This window comes from Pseudomonas wayambapalatensis (assembly GCF_049942315.1).
Classification (GTDB): Bacteria; Pseudomonadota; Gammaproteobacteria; order Pseudomonadales; family Pseudomonadaceae; genus Aquipseudomonas; species Aquipseudomonas wayambapalatensis.
Window position 1 is genome coordinate 1 of sequence record NZ_JBNFMU010000236.1, and the last position, 20884, is coordinate 20884.

At 64.3% G+C, this 20884-nt stretch carries 20 protein-coding genes; 9 read left to right on the top strand and 11 right to left on the bottom strand.

All coding sequences use genetic code 11. The features are described from left to right. Window positions 1-44: 44 nt before the first annotated feature. On the bottom strand, window positions 45-1370 hold the full coding sequence (gene rhlE1, locus ACPZMI_RS24555) for an RNA helicase RhlE1 (protein ID WP_186710551.1): 1326 nt from the start codon (window positions 1368-1370) through the stop codon (window positions 45-47). 103 nt (window positions 1371-1473) lie between these two features. Further along, window positions 1474-2370: a drug/metabolite exporter YedA gene (gene yedA, locus ACPZMI_RS24560; RefSeq protein ID WP_186710550.1), complete on the bottom strand. Its 897-nt coding sequence runs from the start codon at window positions 2368-2370 to the stop codon at window positions 1474-1476. A gap of 155 nt (window positions 2371-2525) precedes the next feature. On the opposite strand from yedA, the gene ACPZMI_RS24565 reads away from it, so the two are divergent. Beyond that, window positions 2526-2984: an Lrp/AsnC family transcriptional regulator gene (locus tag ACPZMI_RS24565; protein ID WP_054892846.1), complete on the top strand. Its 459-nt coding sequence runs from the start codon at window positions 2526-2528 to the stop codon at window positions 2982-2984. A 10-nt stretch (window positions 2985-2994) separates the two neighbouring features. On the opposite strand, the gene ACPZMI_RS24570 is transcribed toward ACPZMI_RS24565, so the two are convergent. Beyond that, a complete protein-coding gene (locus ACPZMI_RS24570; protein ID WP_186669296.1) occupies window positions 2995-3474 on the bottom strand; it encodes an NYN domain-containing protein in 480 nt (159 codons plus the stop codon). Window positions 3475-3545: 71 nt separating this feature from the next. Beyond that, window positions 3546-4289: a DUF2076 domain-containing protein gene (locus ACPZMI_RS24575; protein ID WP_426353227.1), complete on the bottom strand. Its 744-nt coding sequence runs from the start codon at window positions 4287-4289 to the stop codon at window positions 3546-3548. 151 nt (window positions 4290-4440) lie between these two features. Here ACPZMI_RS24575 and ACPZMI_RS24580 point away from each other — a divergent pair, with 151 nt between their 5' ends. Both ACPZMI_RS24580 and ACPZMI_RS24585 read left to right on the top strand, forming a co-directional pair. Continuing rightward, window positions 4441-5109, top strand: a complete 669-nt coding sequence (locus ACPZMI_RS24580; protein WP_186669293.1) for a YciC family protein — start codon at window positions 4441-4443, stop codon at window positions 5107-5109. Window positions 5110-5228: 119 nt separating this feature from the next. Beyond that, window positions 5229-5720, top strand: coding sequence for a hypothetical protein (locus ACPZMI_RS24585; RefSeq protein ID WP_411383725.1), 492 nt, complete (start codon window positions 5229-5231; stop codon window positions 5718-5720). 10 nt (window positions 5721-5730) lie between these two features. Here the strand turns inward: ACPZMI_RS24585 and ACPZMI_RS24590 are convergent, their stop codons facing one another. Continuing rightward, the gene (locus ACPZMI_RS24590; protein WP_186669291.1) at window positions 5731-7167 is read right to left on the bottom strand and encodes an HD domain-containing phosphohydrolase; all 1437 of its coding nucleotides are present in this window, start codon (window positions 7165-7167) and stop codon (window positions 5731-5733) included. Between the two features lie 103 nt (window positions 7168-7270). Between ACPZMI_RS24590 and ACPZMI_RS24595 the strand changes: the two genes are divergently transcribed. Further along, window positions 7271-8044, top strand: a complete 774-nt coding sequence (locus ACPZMI_RS24595) for an alpha/beta hydrolase (RefSeq protein ID WP_186669290.1) — start codon at window positions 7271-7273, stop codon at window positions 8042-8044. A 198-nt stretch (window positions 8045-8242) separates the two neighbouring features. Then, window positions 8243-8539: a hypothetical protein gene (locus ACPZMI_RS24600; RefSeq protein WP_426353228.1), complete on the top strand. Its 297-nt coding sequence runs from the start codon at window positions 8243-8245 to the stop codon at window positions 8537-8539. Between the two features lie 210 nt (window positions 8540-8749). Here the strand turns inward: ACPZMI_RS24600 and hrpB are convergent, their stop codons facing one another. Further along, on the bottom strand, window positions 8750-11284 hold the full coding sequence (hrpB, locus tag ACPZMI_RS24605; protein WP_426353229.1) for an ATP-dependent helicase HrpB: 2535 nt from the start codon (window positions 11282-11284) through the stop codon (window positions 8750-8752). Window positions 11285-11405: 121 nt separating this feature from the next. Here hrpB and ACPZMI_RS24610 point away from each other — a divergent pair, with 121 nt between their 5' ends. Next, a complete protein-coding gene (locus ACPZMI_RS24610) occupies window positions 11406-11825 on the top strand; it encodes a polyribonucleotide nucleotidyltransferase (protein ID WP_186669286.1) in 420 nt (139 codons plus the stop codon). Between the two features lie 25 nt (window positions 11826-11850). After that, on the top strand, window positions 11851-12720 hold the full coding sequence (locus tag ACPZMI_RS24615) for a cation diffusion facilitator family transporter (RefSeq protein ID WP_426353230.1): 870 nt from the start codon (window positions 11851-11853) through the stop codon (window positions 12718-12720). Between the two features lie 43 nt (window positions 12721-12763). Here the strand turns inward: ACPZMI_RS24615 and ACPZMI_RS24620 are convergent, their stop codons facing one another. Then, entirely contained in the window at window positions 12764-13603 is an 840-nt protein-coding gene (locus tag ACPZMI_RS24620; RefSeq protein ID WP_426353231.1) for a DUF6515 family protein, read from the bottom strand. Between the two features lie 404 nt (window positions 13604-14007). Between ACPZMI_RS24620 and ACPZMI_RS24625 the strand changes: the two genes are divergently transcribed. Both ACPZMI_RS24625 and ACPZMI_RS24630 read left to right on the top strand, forming a co-directional pair. Then, entirely contained in the window at window positions 14008-14484 is a 477-nt protein-coding gene (locus tag ACPZMI_RS24625) for an Lrp/AsnC family transcriptional regulator (RefSeq protein ID WP_016712159.1), read from the top strand. Window positions 14485-14537: 53 nt separating this feature from the next. Further along, window positions 14538-14741, top strand: coding sequence for a DUF2788 domain-containing protein (locus tag ACPZMI_RS24630; protein ID WP_013974331.1), 204 nt, complete (start codon window positions 14538-14540; stop codon window positions 14739-14741). Between the two features lie 7 nt (window positions 14742-14748). On the opposite strand, the gene ACPZMI_RS24635 is transcribed toward ACPZMI_RS24630, so the two are convergent. The 4 genes from ACPZMI_RS24635 to ACPZMI_RS24650 all read right to left on the bottom strand — a co-directional run bounded on the left by ACPZMI_RS24635 (window position 14749) and on the right by ACPZMI_RS24650 (window position 20753). After that, window positions 14749-15378: a pseudouridine synthase gene (locus ACPZMI_RS24635; protein WP_238348373.1), complete on the bottom strand. Its 630-nt coding sequence runs from the start codon at window positions 15376-15378 to the stop codon at window positions 14749-14751. 6 nt (window positions 15379-15384) lie between these two features. Next, a complete protein-coding gene (amn, locus tag ACPZMI_RS24640) occupies window positions 15385-16887 on the bottom strand; it encodes an AMP nucleosidase (RefSeq protein WP_186669281.1) in 1503 nt (500 codons plus the stop codon). A gap of 135 nt (window positions 16888-17022) precedes the next feature. Beyond that, window positions 17023-18666, bottom strand: coding sequence for an acyl-CoA dehydrogenase family protein (locus ACPZMI_RS24645; RefSeq protein WP_186669280.1), 1644 nt, complete (start codon window positions 18664-18666; stop codon window positions 17023-17025). A 95-nt stretch (window positions 18667-18761) separates the two neighbouring features. Next, window positions 18762-20753: a sensor histidine kinase gene (locus ACPZMI_RS24650; protein ID WP_426353232.1), complete on the bottom strand. Its 1992-nt coding sequence runs from the start codon at window positions 20751-20753 to the stop codon at window positions 18762-18764. Window positions 20754-20884: the final 131 nt, after the last annotated feature.

Here is a 20884-nt window from a genome sequence, read left to right on the forward strand (position 1 = left end):
GCGCCCGATCGCGGGACAAGCCCGCTCCTACAGGAACCCCCGCACTAGGGTTTGCGCTTGCGTGGCCCGCTGTTGAAGCTCGGCACCTTGCGCACCGGCTTGACCGTCGGTGCCGAATCTTCCGAGCTGTCCATCCACTTGCCCAGCCCGCGCTTGGCACTGTTCTCTTTGGGTTTCTTGGGCTTTTTCGGTTTCTTCAGCACCTGGCCGCTGGCATCGGTCATCGGCACCCGGTGATCGGGGATGAAGTCCGGCTCTTCATGACGCGGCAACGTCTGGCGGATCAGGACCTCGATCGCCGACAGCAGTTGCACCTCGTCGGCGCACACCAGCGAAATCGCCTCGCCCTTGTTACCCGCTCGCCCGGTACGACCGATGCGGTGCACGTAATCCTCGGCAACGATCGGCAGGTCGAGGTTGACCACCAGCGGCAGGTCGTCGATATCGATGCCGCGAGCAGCGACGTCTGTCGCGACCAGCACCTGGACTTCACGCGCCTTGAAGGTATCCAGCGCCCGCTGGCGGGTCGCCTGTGGACGATCGCCATGGATGCCATCGGCATTGATCCCCTCGGCCAGCAGCCGCTCGACCAGTTGATCGACGCCGTTGCGGGTCTTGGCGAACACCAGCACCTGCTTCCAGCGCTGCTTGCGCATCAGGTGGCAGAACAGGTCGGCCTTGCGCTTTTTGTCTACCGGCACCAGCCATTGCTTGACGGTGGTGGCGGCGGCGTTGCGCGGGCTGACTTCGATACTCAGCGGATCGTTCAGGGCCAGGCCGGCGAGCATGCGGATCTGGTCGGAGAACGTCGCCGAGAACAGCAAGGTCTGGCGCTTGCGTGGCAAGGCGGCGTAAACCGCCTGCAGTTCTTCGGCAAAGCCCAGGTCGAGCATGCGGTCGGCTTCGTCGAGCACCAAGGTTTGCACCTGGCCGAACTTCACCGCGTTCTGGCGGAACAGATCGAGCAGGCGGCCCGGCGTGGCCACCAGCAAGTCGACGCCACGGCGCAGGCGCATCATCTGCGGGTTGAGGCTGACGCCGCCGTACACCGCGTAGGTGCTCAATGGCAGGTGCTCGGCGTATTCACGGATATTGGCGTGTACCTGCTCGGCCAGCTCGCGGGTGGGCACCAGCACCAACGCGCGGATCGAATTGCTGGCTACCTTCTCACCCTCGAGCGCCAGGCGCTGTAATACCGGCAAGGCAAAACCGGCGGTCTTGCCGGTGCCGGTCTGGGCAGCGGCCATCAGGTCGCGCCCTGCCAGCACGGCGGGGATGGCCTGGGCCTGGATCGGGGTCGGGGTGGAATAGTCCCGCTGCTGCAGGGTGCGCAGCAGGGGTTCGATCAGGCCGAGTTTGGCGAAATTCATGGTGATACCGTCAGGGGGTTCAGCGAAGGCGGCAGTTTACCGCAAGCCCCCTGGAGTTGCGCTGGCTTTGACGCCCACCGCTACCACCGGATGCACCGGCCCCTCAGGCCACCTGCCGGGGCGCACGCCGCCACTGTGGCAGCCCGATCAGCACCACCGCCCCGACGATCACCCCCATGGCCAGGCATTCCTCGGCGCCGATCTGCTCACCGGCAAAGACAATCCCGAGCAATACCGCCACCACCGGGTTGACGTACGCGTAGCTGGTCGCAGCCGCCGGCCGCACGTGCTTGAGCAGGTACATGTACGAGCTGAAGGCCACGATCGAACCGAAGAAGATCAGGTAGGCCAGTGCCCCCCAGCCCGCCGCCGTCGGCATCTGGGTCAGGCGCTCACCGCTCAGGGCGCTGCCGATCAACAACGCAGCGCCGCCCACCAGCATCTCGGCAGCACTGGCCATGGCGCCCTGGGGCAAGGGCAGGTTCTTGCTCCACACCGAGCCGAACGCCCAGGCCGCGGCTGCGAACAGGATCAACACCGCCCCCATGGGGCTGGCCTGCAGGTTCGAACCGAGGTTGAGCAGCCCGATACCGGCAAGCCCGAGGAAAATCCCCGCCCATTCAAGACGCGAATTGCGATGACCGAACAGCAGCCCGAACAGCAAGGTGAACAACGGCACCGTGGCCACCGCCAGCGCTGCAACGCCCGATGCCACGCCAGCATGCTCGGCCAGGGTCACGCCACCGTTGCCGCAACTGAGCAGCAGAAACCCGATCGCCCCCGCCGCCCGCCATTGCGCCCAGGTCGGAGCCGGCACCCCGCGCCAGCGCAGGAAGCCATACAACAGGCTGCCGGCAATGACAAAACGCACCCCGGCCATGAGCAAGGGCGGCCAGGATTCGACACCGATGCGAATGGCCAGGTAGGTAGACCCCCAGACCAGATAGAGGGCGATGAAGGCGCCGATCAGCAGCCAGGGAAAACGACGGGAGGCAGGCATGACAAAAGACTCGAAATCCGTTTACGGGTGACTTAGTTTAGAAAGGCACTCCCGTAAACATAAGTTACAAAACACGTTTAATAGACCCATACACTTTGCAATGAACGGTAATTCGCCTGTTTTTCCGTTGATTGCATATCCGCACCGAGAAGCCCATGGACAAGTACGATCGCATGCTGCTCGCCGCCCTGCTCGAAGACGGTCGCGCCACCTACGCCCAGCTCGCCCGCCAGGTCAACCTGTCGGCGCCGGCGGTAGCCGAACGAGTCGCCAAACTCGAGGCCAGCGGAGTGATCACCGGTTACGCCGCCAAGGTCGACCTGGAAAAGATCGGCCTGCCCATCCAGTGCATCATCGAACTGCGCCTGGCCAGCCACGGCAACCAGCAGGCCTATGACGCCCTGGCGCGCATCCCGCAGCTCACCGAATGCCATCGGGTCACGGGCGACCCGTGCGTGATCATGCAGGCGGCGGTGGGTTCGATGCATGAGCTCGAAGCGCTGATCAACCAGGTGTCGCAACTGGGGTTCAGCAAGACGTCGATCATTCTGTCCAGCGCGGTGGAACGGCGGGTGCCGCTGGATCACTTGCAGGGCAATGGCAGGAAGGGATGAGTGCGCCGGTTCAGTGACGCAGCAGCAAATTACCCTCGATCGGGACATAGCGCGTGGCTGCGCGAATCAACGACAGCGCGGTAAGCCCTGGCGCGCCGTAGACCACCGTCTCGACGCCATGGCGCAGCATCACCCGCTCGAGCAACTGGTCGAAGTCGCCATCACCGGAGGCCAGTACGACCTGGTCGACCCGGCCGGCGGCCTCATACACATCCAGGGTGATGCCCACGTCCCAGTCACCCTTGGCCGAGCCGTCGCTGCGCTGGATGTAAGGTTTGAGGCGCACCTCGAAGCCGAGGTTGCGCAGGATCTGCTGAAATTGCTGCTGCTTGCTGTCACCCCGGTCGATGGCATAGGCCACGGCCTCGACGATGTCGCCATCGCGGCTGACCTGGGACCAAAGGGCACTGTAGTTGAAGTGACAGCCATGGGCCTGGCGCACGGTGTAGTAGAGGTTCTGCACATCCGCGAACAGCGCGATCTTTTTCACCTGGTGGCCCCGGGATAACGGCAAAAGGGGCGCAGTGCGCCCCTGGGAATCCCGCGATTATGCCAGACGCATCAGACGAAGGTGTCGTCATCGTCCGAGAAGAAGCCACCGCCGCCGCTGTCGTAGTCGCTGTCCACGTAGCCGCCCTGATCGTTGCCCCAATCGCCGTTGTCAGCGACCTGGCGCTGGTTGTCCTGGTCATTCCAGCCACCATTGTCGCTGGCTGGGGCCGGCTCTTCGCGGATCACCTCGACCACCTCGTTGGGTTGCGAGTTATGGCCGAACAAACTGCTGATGCCTTGCGCCAGCAACACACCGCCCGCCACCCCCGCAGCCGTTTGCATGGCCCCCCCGAGGAAGCTGCTCGCACCACTGCGCGCCGGGGCCGCAGCAAAACCTTGTGGTTGCGGTTGAGCCTGAGGCTGCGGGGCATAGGCCTGGGGCGCAGGCTCGCGCCAGCCACCGGAACCGGAGGTTGGGGGCGGCGCGACCGGACGCTGAGGCTCCGGGCTACGTGTACTGCTGCCGAAGATGCTCGACAGGAAGCCACCGCTGGCCTTCGGCGCCTCTTGCTGGGCCTGGGCGCGGGCTTGTCTGAGCTCGGCCTCGAGCTGCTTGTTCTGCTCGTCGAGCTTCTTGATCGCCGCTTCCTGCACCAGGATCGCCTGGGCCATGTAGTACGGGGCCGCCGGCTGCTGGCGCAGATGCTCCTCGATCCGCGCCTGGGCCTGGGCATCGCGCGGCTGTTGTGGATCCTCGGCCTGCTTGATGCGGCCGAACAGGCCGTCGATCAGGGTTTGTTCTTCAGTGTTCATGGGCTACCTCTTGGGCCATGCGGAACATCGGACAAGGTCAAAGATGGGGCGTGCCAGGGCCGGATTCAATTACGGGGCCGATGAAACTTTTTTCAGCATCGCTCGCTCCTGGGCTAAAGTGACGCACTGCTTTTTCCTGCGATATAGACCGATGAACCCGCTGACGATACTGCGCGACTCCCTCTACTTCTTCCGCCGCCACTTCACCAGCATCCTGCAGCTGTGCCTGCCGCTGGTGGTGCTGGAAGCCCTGTTCAGCCAATTGCTGTACCGCCAGCTGGGTGACGACGCCTCGCCAGCCTACGGCATGCTGGTCAGCCTGCTGTTCTACCCGTTGTACAGCGCCGCGCTGATCCTCTACCTGGACACCCGCAGCAACGGCCAGCAGATCAGCAAGCGCAACCTGTTCGCGCGCGCCGTGCAGTTGTGGCCGGCGCTGGCCCTGCTGATCCTGATCAGTTCGCTGCTGATCATGGCGGGCCTGGCGCTGTTCATCTTCCCGGGCGTATGGATCATGATCAACCTGGTGTTCGCCGAGTACCTGCTGGTGCTGCGCGGCCTGCCTGTCGTGCAGTCGATGCGCGAGAGCGCACGCATGACCACCGGGCACTTCATGCGCATCCTGATCTGCGTGCTGTCGGTGCTCGCGCCGCTATGGCTGCTCGATGGCCTGCTGCTGATGGCCTTCCCAGAGCCACAGCCGGGCGCGCAACTGGCGCTGGACAGCCTGAGCGGCTTCCTGCAATTGTTCAGCAGCGTGGTGCTGTACCGCCTGTTCATGCTGTTGGAGAGCGAGGCCGGCGCCGCTGCGGGAAACTGAAAGCGGCACGGGATGACGGCAACGCTCTGGAAAGCGTTCGCGGTGCCCTGCCCAACGTATTGCATCGACACTCCTGAACGACGCCCGACAGTCGCGGGCACCCTCAGGAGATGCATGCAATGGGTATGACAACAGATTCCGCAACCGAGCTACAGCGTGACTTCAAAGCCACGATCTACTGGATGAAAGGGGACGTGCTCGTCCCGATCAGGCGGAGCAAAACGACGGACAAATTCAGCTGGGGATTAGTCCCGGGGGACGACTGGCTGCAGGCAGGAGGTGACCAACCTTCTCTGATTCTGGACTTCGAGCTTCACTCCAAGACCGAAGACCGCCTGCACTACATGATCAGCAGGTCGAGCGGATTGATCAGGCTTGGGCGAAGCGTCGGCGGCTATCTCGGGCTCTATAAGGTCAGCGAGGTGACCGACTACTGGAAGCTGGAACCGTTGCGGCACGCGCCCAATGGCTGGGTCTGCCGTTTGCGTGATCACGAAGGGCATGGCGTCAAGACCTGGCAGGACTCCCCCCATTTCGATAATGTCACCTACCACTTCCTGAACACCTACGAAGGGAACGACGCCGAGTTCCTCGTGGTTCCCACAACCTGAACCCCAGCGCTCACAACAACCCGAGGGTCAGTGCCTTGAGCGTTGCTGCAGCGCGCGTGGTGCATTCGAGCTTGCGGAAGGTGCTCTCGACATGGGTGCGCACAGTACTGGGACTGATGCCCAGCAACCGCGCGACCTCCTTGTTGCTGTGACCCAGGCTGATCTGACGCAGCACCTCGCTTTCGCGTTCACTCAACAGGCCACCGCCCCCTTTGGCTATCGGCAGCTTGCGCTCCCCGCGCTCGGCAGCGAACACGGCTTCACAACACTGCAGGTCGAAGCGCCCCTGTTGCGCCTCCTGCCTGAGCAACTGCTCGGCCTCCTGCTGGCCAAGCGCCGCTCGCCATGGACGCTCGGCCCGCAGCGCCTGCCAGGCGAGCGCCACGGCCAACAAGCGCTGCTCCGGCGCCAGGGCATCACCCTCCACGCCACGAAAATAACCACTGCCATCGAGACGCTCGTAGGCGTGTGCTGCAAGCTTGCCCGCACGCTGCAATGCCGGTATCTGCGCGCAAGCGCGCTGAGTCCAGTAGGGCACCAGGCGAATCTGCTCGCGGTCGCCCTCAAGCAATGCACCTGGCAGGTTCCAGACCCGGTTCGGCACCGCGGCGCGGCCGATGCCATGCACCAGGGCCGCCTGTCTTAGCACGCCCTGCAGCGCCTCCGGCATGCCCATCAGCGCGGCGGCGTCATGCACCAGCGCAGCCGCACCACGCGAATAGCCCGAAAGCCAGGTCAACTTGAGGTCGATGACATCGGCAACCAAGGTCAAAGGCACGTCGGAGCAGGCTGTATTCAGGACAGTCGCTTGTTCAGCCTCCTGCAAGTCATGCAACCAGTCCGCCGCCTGACACTGCAGCTCCCTCACCAGGCTGCGCGGATACCGCTGGTCGGCCTGCCCCTCGATCCAGGCCAGCGCCGCCTCAAGACCCCGCGCCCGCGAAAGAATCTCCAGATCACCTGCCAGCACCACCTGATAGACCACCTCAGGCACCTGCGGATGACGCAGGCCGTATGGTCGGCCGCTACCGTCGAAATGCTCGAACACATGCCGCAGCCCCTGCTCCACTGGCGCGCCCAGCCCAAGAGCCGCGGCCACCTCGCCTGCCACCTCGCAGTGCACGCGCGCCAGCGGCCCGGTCTGCAGCATCGCCCGCTGCCCGGCGGCGTCGAGGGTCTGCGCAAGCATGGCTTGGCGGCCACCCACGTCGTCACCGAGCAGGCGGGTGAAATCTTCGGCGTTGGCAGTGCAGCCGGACCAGCGCAACCGTGCGACATCAGCGGCCACCTGCAGGTGGTCGCCCTCGCCCATGCAGGCGTGCGCGAGCCTGCGCGCCAGCCGCGCCGTGCGGCGCGACTGATCTATAGGCTGACCCATGCTCAGGTCACCCACCATCGACAGGGCGAGGATGGCATCTTCCAGGGGGATGCAGTCGGTAGCAGGCATGAGCGGTCTACAGTGGAGTGAATTGGAGGCTCGGTCATTCGACCGATACCCGTACAGGCACATCCTGCCGAGAATACAGCCATCACTCACAGGAGACCACGCCATGTTCCAATTCAAAAAGCTTGCCACCGCAATCGCAATGACTGCCTCGATCTTCACCCTGGGCAGCAGCTTCGCCGACACCGCCAAACCGTCGGTGGTCATCGTCCACGGCGCCTTTGCCGACGGCTCGGACTGGGCCAAGGTCGTACCGCTGCTGCAGGCCCATGGCGTCAAGGTCACCGTGGTGCAGAACCCGCTGACCTCGCTGGCCGAGGACGTCGCCGCCACCCGGCGCGTGCTGAACAACCAGCAAGGGGACGTGGTCCTGGTAGGCCACTCCTGGGGCGGCACGGTGATCAGCCAGGCGGGTACCGACGCCAACGTTCGCGGGCTGGTCTATGTGGCAGCATTCGCACCCGATGCCGGCCAGGCCAGCAAGGACCTGGCCCAGGGTTACCCGACCCCACCCGGCATCAGCCAGATCGCGGCCGACAGCAACGGCTACCTGTACCTGACGCCTCAAGGCATGGCTACCGACTTCGCCCAGGACCTGCCCAAGGCCCAGACTGACATCATGACCGCCACCCAAGGCCCGATCCGCGCCTCGGCCTTCGAGGAGCGCACCAGCGCCGCAGCCTGGAGCACCAAGCCGTCCTGGTACGTGGTGGCCGGTCAGGACCGCATGATCGATCCAGGCCTGCAACGCGACTTCGCCAAGAAGCTGGGGGCACAGACCACCGAACTGCAGACCAGCCACGTGCCGCAGCAGTCGCAACCGGCCGAAGTGGCCAAGGTGATCCTGCAGGCCGTGGACAAGGTTGCCAGCAGTCAGTGACCTGCGCGACATGCTTCGCCCTTGCAGGAACGCTTTCACGCGGCTGCCATCGATGAAGCAACTGCAGAGTAGAGGGTGTGTATCCGTTCCGGACACGCCCCCAACTCTGCAGGAGATTAGAGACCAATGATCAATTAAGAAATCAAGGCAGTTCTTGCCGCCCCCACCATCGAAGACTCCAACGCCAGAATCTACCTGTTGCAAAACGAAGCAAAGGTGCCGTTACGCTTCAGTCGCCCCAACGAACACCTTGCTTGGGGTGTGTTCAACGAAGCGAACTGGCCTCAAGCGGGCGGCATGGGTGAATCACCCTTGTTTTCGATGAAGTTCCTTTCCAAAACGCCCGACCGCCTCTGGTTCAAGCTGATGGCCACAGGTTACAGCGACAACCTTGGACACCTGGGCTTCAGCAAAAATGGTTATCTGGGACTTTATGACTACAACAGCACAACCTATCCCTGGAAGATCGAGCTACTGGATTGGGCAGACGGCTAAATGCGCTGCCATCTTAGATGGCCATCGTGGCATTCGCGTAGGCGTCTGTAGCGAACATACGGAAATCGAGGGGCACAAGATGCACTATCTGAGTATTCAAGATACCCAACCTGCCGAGTTCGTGATCCATAAGGTGGATGTGCCGGGTTCAGTTGAAGGCACCTCCTGGCTGCACGTGTATTGAAACGCCTCAACGCACCGTCGCCTAACTCAAGTACCCCTTGGTTTGGCGCGGGCAGTGGCTTGCGCGACCAACGGGTCATCTGGCCAGAAATGCTTGGGGTACCTGCCCTTCAAATCCTTCTTCACCTCGAGGTAGGTCGAGCGCCAGAAGTTCGCCAGGTCCTGGGTCACCTGGACCGGGCGCCGGGCTGGGGACAGCAGGTGCAGCTTGAGCACCTGCCTGCCGTTGGCAATGCGTGGCGTGTCGGCCTGCCCGAACAACTCCTGAAGTCGAACGGCAAGCACGGGTGGGCGCTCGCTGTAGTCGATACGAATACTGGATCCTGAGGGCACCGCCATCGTCTGGGGTGCCTGGACATCCAGTTGCTGCGGCAGCGGCCAGGGCAGGAGATTGCGCAGGATCGAAGACAGATCGAGCAGGGCGAAATGGCTGAGCCGGGCGACCTTGCCGACATAGGGGCCCAACCATTCGTCCAATGATTGCAGCAACGTCTCATCCCGCAGGTCGGGCCATTGGCCGACGACACCCGCCTCCTCATCCAGTACCCGCAACAGCTCCACACGCGCCTGCCACTGACGAAGGTCAGGCGTCCAGGGCAGAAGCTCCAGACCTTTGCGTCGAACATAGTCAAGCAGCGCCTGCACGCGCGCCTCATCGCTCAGAGAGGCCAGGGGCGTGCGCGACAGCACGAGCTCGCCAACCTTGGTTTGTCGCTCGGCGCGCAGGGCGCCCTCTCGCTCATCCCAGTCAAGCTCGTCCACCGTGCGGACCTGCTCTTTCAGGACGGTGTCGAACAGCGCCGCGTCCAGGTCGGCGGCCAGATAGATCCGCTCCTCCCGCTGGCCCTGTCGGCTGCCCAGGTCCGCGATGACCAGCCAGGTATGCTTCATCAAGGCGTCCGGCTCGGTGAACATCGCTGCCCGGCCATTGGCCAGGCGATATTCGGCCCCGCCATCACGTCGCTGCTGGGCGACACGGTCGGGATAAGCGAGCGCGAGCAGGCAGCCCACCCAACGTGGATGATGAGGATCGGCGACGGCTTGCGACACAGGGCCACGCAGGTAGGATCGATACTGCCTGGAAAGTTGCCTGGCGCGCTGGGCGCCCCCCTGCTCACCGCGCTGGGCACGTTGCTCACCGCTGAGAATGGCCAGCCGGCTGTGCAGGTCAGCGCCCGCGCCACGCTGTATATCCCGCTCTCCCAGCAGGGCCGCGATAGTGCACGCGGTTTCGGCCAGCCCCAGCTCGTGACCTCGCAGTAGAAGATGGGCGATTCGAGGATGGCTCGGTAGCTCGGCCATCGCCTGCCCGTGCCGGGTCAGTTGCCCGTCCGCCTGGAGCGCGCCAAGGCGGCGCAGCAAGTCGTTGGCCTGTGCGTACGCAGCCGCAGGGGGGGCATCGAGCCACGCCAGCTCATTCGGCTGGACACCCCACTTGGCCAACTGCAGCGCCAGCCCGGTCAGGTCCGCCTGCTGGATTTCGGCGGTGGCGAAGCCTGCCATCTGATCGTGCTGCGCTTCGGACCACAAGCGATAGCAAACGCCGGTCTCCAGCCGTCCGGCACGCCCTGCCCGCTGGGTAGCGCTGGCCCTGGAGATCCGCTGGGTATCCAGACGAGTCATGCCGCTACGTGGATCGAAGCGCGGAACACGCTCAAGCCCGGCATCGATGACCACCCGCACGCCATCGATGGTGACGCTGGTCTCGGCAATGTTGGTGGCCAGCACCACTTTGCGCATGCCCGGTGGCGCAGGGTCGATCGCGGCCCGTTGCTGGTTCAGGTCGAGCTCTCCATGCAACGGGCAAAGCAAGGTATTGCGCTTCAGGGACGGGGAGGCATCGAGGCTGTCCTGAAGCCCTGTCAGGACGCGACGGATTTCAGCCTGGCCCGGCAGGAACACCAGCAGACTTCCCGGTTGCTCGGCCAGCGCATCGAGACAGGTGCTGATCACTCGCGGCTCGATGTACTCGCCGGCTTGCTGCGGCTTGCCCCAGATCGTCGTGACCGGGAACATCCGCCCCTCGCTGGTGATGATCGGAGCGTCTTCCAGAAGGCGCGACAGCCTTTCTCCTTCGAGAGTCGCCGACATGAGCAGCACTTTTAGCGCCGTATCGTCCCGGAACAGTTCACGACCATTGAGCGTGAGCGCCAAGGCAAGGTCAGCATCGAGGTTTCTCAGGTGGAATTCATCGAAGATCACCAGCCCCACGCCCTCCAACGCCGGATCGGCCTGCAGGCGGCGGGTGAGAATGCCTTCGGTAACCACTTCGATGCGGGTATCCGGCCCGACCTTGCTATCCAGCCGGATGCGATAGCCGACCGTCTCACCGACCTTTTCCCCCAACTCGCTGGCCATGCGCTCGGCGGCAGCGCGGGCCGCGAGACGACGCGGCTCGAGCATGACGATGCGCTGCCCGGCCAGCCATGGCTCGTCGAGCAGGGCCAGTGGCACGCGGGTGGTCTTGCCCGCGCCCGGCGGCGCCTCGAGCACAGCTTCGTGGCGTTGGCCCAAGGCTTGGCGCAGGGCGGGCAAGACAGCATCGATCGGTAAAGAATTCATGGTGGTCCTCAAACGAACGAGCGAGTATAACGGCGAACCGAGGCCGCTTCGTCATGGTCTGAGCATCAGGTGCAGGCGTTTTTTGCCCGACCTCCTGCAGTCATCTTTTCCGGAGATTCAAATGCGCATCCATTCCCGCGTCATCGGCGGCGCCCTCATCGCCGCCCTGCTGACCCAGCTGACGGCCTGCGGCACCCTTTTCTATCCCGATCGCCGTGGCCAGATCGAAGGCAAGATCGACCCGGTGGTCGCCGCCATGGACGCGATCGGCATCCTCTTCTACGTCATCCCTGGCCTGATCGCCTTCGGCGTCGACTTCGCCACGGGCGCCATCTACTACCCTGGCGGCAAGACCGCCCAGGTCGACCCGGCCAAGCTCAAGCCTGCGGTCGGTACCGATGGCAAGATCGACAACCTCAAGCTGCAGGCTATTCTCGAAAGCGAACTGGGCCAGCGCCTGCCACTGAACGATCCACGGCTGATACAGCATCGTGGCAGCGTTGAGCAACTGGCCGCCTTCGGCCTGGTCCCGGCCGCCTGACCGACCCCGGAACGACACGCCACGCATGACTGCCACGGCCGAACATCTACGCCTGCTGCGCCTGGCCACCCGTGCTTCGCTGACGGTGGCTGGCATTCTCGTACTGGCCAAGGCCGTGGCCTGGTGGCTGAGCGGCTCGGTGAGCCTGCTCGCAGGCCTGACCGATTCGGCGCTCGACGCCGTCGCCTCCTTCCTCAACTTGCTGGCGGTGCATTACGCCTTGCGCCCGGCCGACGACGATCACCGTTTCGGCCACGGCAAGGCCGAGGCCCTGGCCGGTATGGCCCAGGCGCTGTTCATCGCGGTCAGTGCGGTCTTGATCGGTTTCCAGGCGGTGGAGCGCCTGCAGACGCCGCAGCCGCTGGGCGACACGGGCGCTGGCACTGTGGTGATGCTGCTGTCGCTGGTGTTGACCGTGGCGCTGCTGGCGTTCCAACGCAAGGTCATCCGCATCACCGGCTCCACTGCCGTGCGTGCCGACTCGCTGCATTATCGCTCCGACCTGCTGCTCAACGGCAGCATCCTGCTCGCCCTGCTGCTGGCCGGCTTTGGCTGGCCACAACTGGATGCCCTGTTCGGCTTGGGGATTGCGCTGTACATCCTCTGGAGCGCCCTGCAGATTGCCCGTGAGAGCACCTCGATCCTGATGGACCAGGAGCTGCCCGCCGACATCGGCGCACGCATGCAGGAACTGGCCCTGGCCATTCCCGGCGTCAAGGGCGTGCACGACCTGCGTACCCGGGTGTCAGGCAGCCATTGGTTCGTCCAGTTGCACCTGGAACTGCCCGGCGCACTGCCGCTGCATGACGCCCATGCCCTGTGCGTGAAGGCGTCGGAGGCGATCCGCCAGCGTTATCCGCGCGCGGATGTCATGGTGCACGCCGACCCTGTCTAGCGGCAGGAGCAGATTTGCTCTGCTCCCCAAGCCGCGCACCCCCTCAGTTGACGCTGTATCCCCGACCGGTCAGACACGCCGCCAGCGAACGGCGGTAGCCGTTGGCCACATTGGCCGGTGGCGCATAGGTGGCCGTGGCCGGATCGAACCCGGACTGGCTGACGGCCCAGCGATGGCACTGGTAGCGATCCTGCTCCTGCTGCTCGGGGCCCTGTCCGTTCGCCGGGTAGGCGACCACGTCATAACCATTGTCCGGTTGGGGCTGGGGTTGCGGTGCATATGCAGGGGCGGACGGATTGACCACCACGTACTCCTGGCTGTCGGGCTGATACTGGTAGTAGGTATCGGCCACCAGGAAGTACAGCAATCCGCTCAACCACACTTCCTGGGCATAGGGAGGCAGGTAGTTGACCCGCACGCCGTAGGGCGGGCGCACCACGATGTAGCCGCCACTGTGCGGGCGGTACCAGTAGCCGCCTGAATAGAAATAGTCCTGCCCGCGGTAAGGCACTTTCCAGTAACGGTCCGGGAAACGGTCGGTGGTGTAGCCAGGGCGGTATTGCGGCCCCGGTCCCCAGCCGTTGCCATGGCCGTCAGGCCGGCCCCGCCAATCACCGCCAGGGCGCTGGCCCGGGCCGCCGGCTTCCCAGTGGCGGTTGTCGCCGTTGCGGCGCGGAATATCCTGATAGTAGCCCTGGCGCGGAGGTTGGGTCTGGCGCACTTCGTCACGAGAGTTGAGCGGCGAACTGCCCTGGCCTGGGCCGTTGGACTCCTGCTGGCCACCCCAGCCACGTCCGTCGTCCGGCCCCTGGGCCAGCGCCCCGAGGCTGATGCCCATGCCCAGCAACCCAACACCCGCCCACTGCCAGATGCGTGACCTCATGCTCGTCCTCTCGATATCCACAGCGCTTGATGGCAGCAGTCTAACCTGAGGCGGGGGCAGGCAGATGAAATCCCCCAGGTACACGGGCAATAAAAAAGGGAGGCCGTTGGGCCTCCCTTTGGGAATTGTCGTCCGTGCTCGACGCTTGTGGCGTCGGCTCACCTCACAGTGTCTTCTGGACGCTGTGCAGCCCGGGGGCCAGGTGATCCGGTTGGATGGCTGGCCGCGACCGCCCGCCTAGGGCGCGTCGCCGTGGACTTGAGTCCGGGCAGTGATTCTGTTGATAAAGATAGAGGAATGGGTGCGACAGAGGATTGCGAAGATTGCTCTGATAAATAGCACTTGCGCAATTTTTCACTCAGGATCGATAATTCGTCGCAATCCGAACAGAAAAGGCCTTCTTGATGAGCAAGCTCGACCGCTATGACCTGAGCATTCTTGCCGAATTGCAGCGCGATGCACGTATCTCCAACCAGGAACTGGCCGAACGCATCGGCCTGTCCCCCTCGCCCTGCTCACGGCGGGTCAAGCAGCTCGAAGACGACGGCTATATCTCGCGCCAGGTGGCCCTGCTGGACCGCAAGAAGCTCGGCCTGAGCCTCACCGCCTACGTGCTGATCGGCATGGACCGCCACACTCCCGAGCGTTTCGAAACCTTCGAAGCCGCCATCCGCAACCTGCCCCAGGTGCTCGAGTGCAGCCTGGTCACCGGGATGGACGCCGACTACCAGCTCAAGGTGGTGGTACCCGATATGGACCACTATCAGAAATTACTACTAGGCAGCCTGACCCGCATCGAAGGCGTCACCAGCGTGCGCTCGAGCTTCGTGCTCAACCAGGTACTGGCCAGTACCGAGATGCCATTGACCCACCTCCGTTGAACCCTGCCAGGCCCGGCGTATGATCGGGCCTTCAAACCGCCTGGAGCTTGAAGATGGATCCTGCCGTATTCGAAGAATGGATGATGATCATCCTGGTCACCGTGCTGATCGGGTTCATGGGCTTCATCGTCTGGGACCTGGCGAAAAAATCCAAGGCCGGGCGCTTCGGCACACTGATCCTGTTCTTCGTGCTGGGGCTTGGGGTGCTGGCCTTCATCATCAAGAGCGTGGTGGTGGGGTTTCTCGAAGGGGTGTAGCGCAGCCCTACAGCCGTGCCGGCACCTCGCGCCAGCAGCCCTGCTCCAGTCCATCAAGGGTCCAGCTACCGATCCTGACCCGCACCAGACGCAAGGTCGGCAACCCCACTGCCGCCGTCATCCGCCGCACCTGGCGGTTGCGCCCTTCGCGGATCACCAGCTCCAACCACTGCGTGGGAATGCTCTTGCGAAAGCGTACCGGTGGGTTGCGCGGCCACAGTGCAGGCTCATCGAGCAGGCGCGCCTCGGCTGGCAAGGTCTTGCCATCGTTGAGTTCGACGCCCTCACGCAATTGCCGCAACTGCTCCTCGCTCGGCTCACCCTCCACCTGCACCCAATAGGTCTTGGGCAATTTGTGTTTCGGGTCGGCGATGCGCGCCTGCAAACCGCCGTCATTGGTCAGCAGCAACAGGCCCTCGCTGTCGCGGTCCAGACGCCCGGCGGGGTAGATACCCGGGATATCGATGAAGTCCTTGAGCGTGGCGCGCCCCTGGTCGTCGCTGAACTGGGTCAGTACATCGAAGGGTTTGTTGAACAGAATCAGGCGCGGCTCGGCCGGCGGCGCCTTGGGCGGGCGACGCGGGCCGACAGGACGCGCCGCCGGGCGGCGCGGTTTGGAGCGGGGTGGCAGGGGCATGGATCCTCAGCGGAACGGCGGCTCATCGAAGCTGCGCAGTTTACGCGAGTGCAGCGAGTTGAGCTCGGTGCGCAGCAGATCGAGGGCAGCGATGCCGATCTTCAGGTGCTGGCTGACCGCACGGTTGTAGAAGGCGTTCGCCGAGCCCGGCAGCTTGATCTCGCTGTGCAGCGGCTTGTCGGAAACGCACAGCAGGGTGCCGTAGGGCACTCGCAGGCGATAACCCTGTGCGGCGATGGTGCCGCTCTCCATGTCTACCGCCACGGCGCGCGACAGGTTGATCAGCGGGCGCTCCTGGGCCCAGCGCAGCTCCCAGTTGCGGTCGTCGTAGGTGAGCACGGTGCCGGTACGCAGGCGCTTCTTCAGTTGCTCGCCGCGCTCGCCGGTCACCTGCGCCGCCGCTTCCTGCAGCGCCAACTGCACCTCGGCCAGGGCCGGGATCGGGATGTTCGGCGGCACCACGCGATCGAGGATGCCGTCGCGACGCATGTAGGCGTGGGCCAGCACGTAGTCGCCGATGGTCTGCGACTGACGCAGGCCGCCACAGTGGCCGATCATCAGCCAGCAGTGCGGACGCAGCACGGCCAGGTGGTCGGTGATGTTCTTGGCGTTGGACGGGCCGACACCGATGTTGACCAGGGTGATGCCATCGCCGTCGGCGGCGATCAGGTGGTAGGCCGGCATCTGGTAGCGATGCCAGACCACGCCAGCCACCAGAGCCTGGGCCTCGCCGTTGTCCATGCCCTTCTCGATCACGACATTGCCCGGCAGCACCATGCGCACGAAACGCGGGTCCTGGCGCAACTGCTCGAGGCCGTGGGCGATGAACTGGTCGACATAACGGTGGTAGTTGGTCAGCAGGATCCACGGCTGCATGTGGCGCCAGTCACTGCCGGTGTAATGCACCAGGCGGCGCAGCGAGAAGTCCACACGGGCGGCGTCGAACAGCGCCAGCGGCAGCGTGTCGGCGCTTTCCCAGTCGTACAGGCCATCGGCAATGTTGTCGGTGGCGGCAGACAGGTCGGTGCTGGGGAACACCCGCGCCAGCTGCGCGGCGGTGATGCCGCTGCCGGCCAGTTCGTCGCCTTGGTCGACCACGTAGGGATACGGGATGTTCTGCTCGCTGACACCTACTTCCACCGTCACGGTGTAGTCGTTCATCAGCGGGCGTAGCTGCTCCAGCAAATAACCGCGGAAGGCGGCAGGCTGGGTAACGGTGACGCTGTAGGTCCCGGCGACCTGCACCTTGGCATAGGCACGCGTGGTAGCGGCGACTTCGCCCTGGCTGAAGTAGGTGAGGCGTAACGCCGGATAGCGGAACTGGGCGCGCTGGCCTTCGTCCGGTTCGGTGCGGTCCTTGAGGTAACGCTTGAGGGCCTGGCTGAGGGCCCCGGTGGCCTGTTCATGCAGGGCCGCCAGACGATCGACGGCCTGTTCGGGGGTATCAACGACTACAAACGCTTGGCTCACGCTGGGCTTCCTGTCTTCGAGGGCATGCAGGGTTTCCATCTTGCCTGCCTTCGGCGCTAAAAACATCCCCGGTGGTCTCTTCGTGGGTAAACCCACTCCCACACGTTCACCGCTGGTTTCAAATACAGCGCAATACCTGTGGGAGCGAGTTTACCCGCGAAGGGGCCAACGCGATCAAAGCGGCGTGGCCCGCGCCACCAGGGCCTGGGCATCGACGCCTCGCGGCAACGCGCCATACACCCGACCGCCAGTGCCCAGGCGACTGCCGATAAACGCATCGCTCACTGCGGCGTTGCCCGCCTCGAGCAGCAGCTTGGCCTGAATCGCCACGGCGATGTCCTCGGTCAACTGGCGTGCCCGGTACTGAATGTCGCTGGTGTCGGCAAAGGCGCCCTTGAGATTGCCGATGTGCGCGGCCAGCCGAGGATCGCCATGGCCATCCCCCAGCTCGACGAACAGGGCGTCGAGCACGCCCGGCTCCTTGGACAGCGCGCGCAGCACGTCAAGGCACTGCACATTGCCCGAGCCCTCCCAGGTGGAGTTGACCGGCGCCTCGCGGTACAGCCGCGGGAGGATGCTGTCCTCTACATAACCCGCGCCGCCCATGCATTCAGCGGCTTCGTTGATCATCGCCGGGGCACGTTTGCAGATCCAGTACTTGCCCACCGCCGTGACCAGCCGCGCGAAATGCGCCTGCTGCGGATCGTCGAGCTGATCCAGCGCCTGGCCCATGCGCAGGCTCAGGGCCAGCGCTGCTTCGCTTTCCAGGGCCAGGTCGGCGAGCACGTTCTGCATCAGGGGCTGCTCGCTGAGCAGCTTGCCGCCGACCTTGCGGTGCGCGCAGTGATGGGTGGCCTGGGTCAGGGCCTGACGCATCAAGGCACTGGAGCCGACCATGCAGTCGAAGCGGGTCATGGCCACCATCTCGATGATGGTCGGCACGCCGCGGCCCTCCTCGCCAATCATCCAGGCCAGGGCACCCCGGAACTCGACCTCGCTGGAGGCGTTCGATACGTTGCCCAGTTTGTTCTTCAAGCGCTGGATGTAGAACTGGTTGCGCTGGTCGTCCGGTCGATGACGCGGCAGCAGGAAGCAACTCAAGCCTTTTTCGGTCTGCGCCAAGGTCAGGAAGGCATCGCACATCGGCGCCGAACAGAACCACTTGTGTCCCACCAGCTCGTAGGCCTGCCCCGGCCCGGGCGTGCCGACCGGATAAGCACGGGTGGTGTTGGCACGCACGTCGGTGCCGCCCTGCTTCTCGGTCATGGCCATGCCGATGGTCACCCCGGCCTTGTGCCGGTCACCGATGTTGCGTGGGTCGTATTCACGCGCCAGCACCTTGGGCAGCCAGTATTCGGCCAGCTCCGGCTGCAGGCGCAATGCCGGTACGGCGGCAAAGGTCATGGTCAAGGGGCAGCCTGTGCCGGCCTCGGCCTGGCTGTGCAGGTAGGTCATCGAGGCCCGGGCCACATGGGCACCGGCGCGCGGCTCGGACCAGGGCAGCGAGGGCAGGCCATGCTCGACCGCAGTACGCATCAGCTCGTGGTAGGCCGGATGGAAGGTCACCAGGTCGATGCGATGCCCATAGCGGTCGTGGCTGCTGAATTCGGGCTTGTGGGCATTGGCCAGGAACCCTGCTGCCATCAGCGGCCCACCCGCCAATGCACCATAGGCATCGATCCGTGCCTCGGCCCACCCTGCACCGAAACGCTTGGACCACTCCTGCAGCGGTACATCGAGGCGGTACAGGTTGGCACCGTCGAGCGGCGGCGGTTGGTTGGTGACTTCGTGGGTTTCGGCGTACTGGTGCAGGTTCATGGCGGCTCCTGGATCCGAAGTGGCCTGGAAGGTCCAGTGAAGCACTCATTACCCTTGAGTCAAAGTGGCAAAAGCGCCGATTCTGGCGACCCGACCTACAGCGTCCGAGGTCCGGAAGCGATCTGCCCGGCAGGGACCTGCACCTGGGCCACGGCCACCGTCATCACCAGTTCGAAGCGACTGCCCAGGCCACGCGTCGACTCATGGGACAGGCGCGCGCCGATGAGCTCGCCCAACTGACGACAGATCGACAAACCGATCCCCAGGCCGCCATAGCGCCGGGTCATGGAGCCATCGACCTGGAAGAAACGCTGGTACAGGATCGCCTGGTCCAGGTCGTCGAAGCCGATGCCGCTGTCGCTGACCGTCACACTCAACGCCAGGCTGTCGGGCCCGATCAAGCGGCCACGAACCTGGATCATCACACCGCCCTGATGGGTGAATTTCAGCCCGTTGTCCACCAGGCAGGCCAGGCAGCGGGCAAGTTTCTGCGCATCGCACACCAGGCTGTCGGGCAGGTCCGCAGGCACGTCCAGGCTCAGGTACAAGCCCTTGCCCAGTGCCTGCCCGGCATACCCTGCCCGCAGCTCCTGCAACAGTCGCCGAAGGCTGAACGGTGCGCCGTGGGCGCGCAGACGGCCCGCCTGGAGTTCGGTGAGGATCAGGATGTCGTCGACCATCGCCATCATGTCCTGTGCCGAGCCCACGGCCGTGCGGTGGTATTGCGCCTGCTCGGCGCCCATGGGCAGGGTCTGCATCAGTTCCAGCGAACCGATCACGCCGTTCATCGGTGTGCGCAACTCGTGGGTGACGGTGGCGAGGAATTCATCCTTGAGCCGATTGCTGCGCGCCAGTTGCTGATTGAGCTGCTCCAGTTTTCGGCCGCTGTCACGCAGCGCCCGCGACTGCTCTTCGCGCAGGCTGTTGATGCGATCGGCCAGGGCCAGCGACAGCAACGCCACCTCCAGTGCCGCGCCGAGCTGGCTGGCGTACATGGTCAGGAACACATTTGGCAGGTAACCCAGCACCATTAGCGTGTTGACCAACCCGCCGAGCAGAAACGCCGTCCAGGCGATGACGAACCAGCGCGCAACGCGCACGCCGCGCCGCCAGGCCATCACACCGGCAGCGAACACAGTCACCGTGAAGGCCAGCGCCAGCGCCGTGGCCATGCGCAGCGCCACGCCATAGGACAGGCTGACGGCCAGCAGCATCACCAGCACACCCCCGGCCATCAACAGCAACAACAACCGATCGAACCCCGGGCTGAGGCGACGCACCTGCAGGAAGTGGCGGGTGAACTGGCAACCGAACAGGCCGGCCGCACCGATGAACAACGGCGTGGCGGCGTTGGTCCACCAGGGGTTTTCAGGCCAGAAGTAAGCGACCCCGGCACCGTTCACCGAGATCTGATACAGCCCGAACGCACCTATATAAAGGATGTAGTAGAGATAGCTGACATCGCGCACGCTCAGATAGATGAACAGGTTGTAGACCAGCATCACCAGCAGTACGCCGTAGATCATGCCCAGTATGTAGAAGCGCCCCGGCTGCGACTCGATGTAGGCCTCGGCCGACCAGAGGGTCAGCGGCGCCTGCACCGATCCCTGGCTGTGCAGGCGCAGGTAGACCGTGGTGGTCTGCTCGCGGGGCAACGGCAGTTCGAACAGGTAGTTGTTCTGCTGGATCTGCCGACTGGCGTAGGGTAAAGCGTCGCCAGTGCTTTGCGCCAGGCGCCACTTGCCCTCGCCGTCAGGCAGATAGAGCTCCAGATGATCCAGCGGCGGGTACGCCAGTTCCAGCAACCATTGGCGGGGCGCCGCTGCCGGCAGACCAACAGGGCGCAGGTCGAGCTTCAGCCAGAACACCGACGTCGAATAACCGGCATTGAGCACGTCGTGGGTATGCGTACGAAAGCGCGATGCGAACGCTGGCGCGCTGACCTGGTCGATGCTGGTGCTGCCATCCACGTCTTCGTAGACCTGCATCAGCTTGCCCAAGGGGAGTTGCCGGGTAGCATCGTCGAAATCGACCGCTCCGGCGAGCAGGGGCAGGCAGCCCAAGAGCACAATCAGCAAATAGCGCATACAGCCCCAGCATGGTCTGCGCGGTTGTGTCGTGATTGCCTCCCATCCCTTTGAGACGACGAAACCCGGCAGCGCCGTTAATCGAGTTATCCGAGCACTCTAGCATAGCCTTGGGAGCCGTCCAGCAGCCA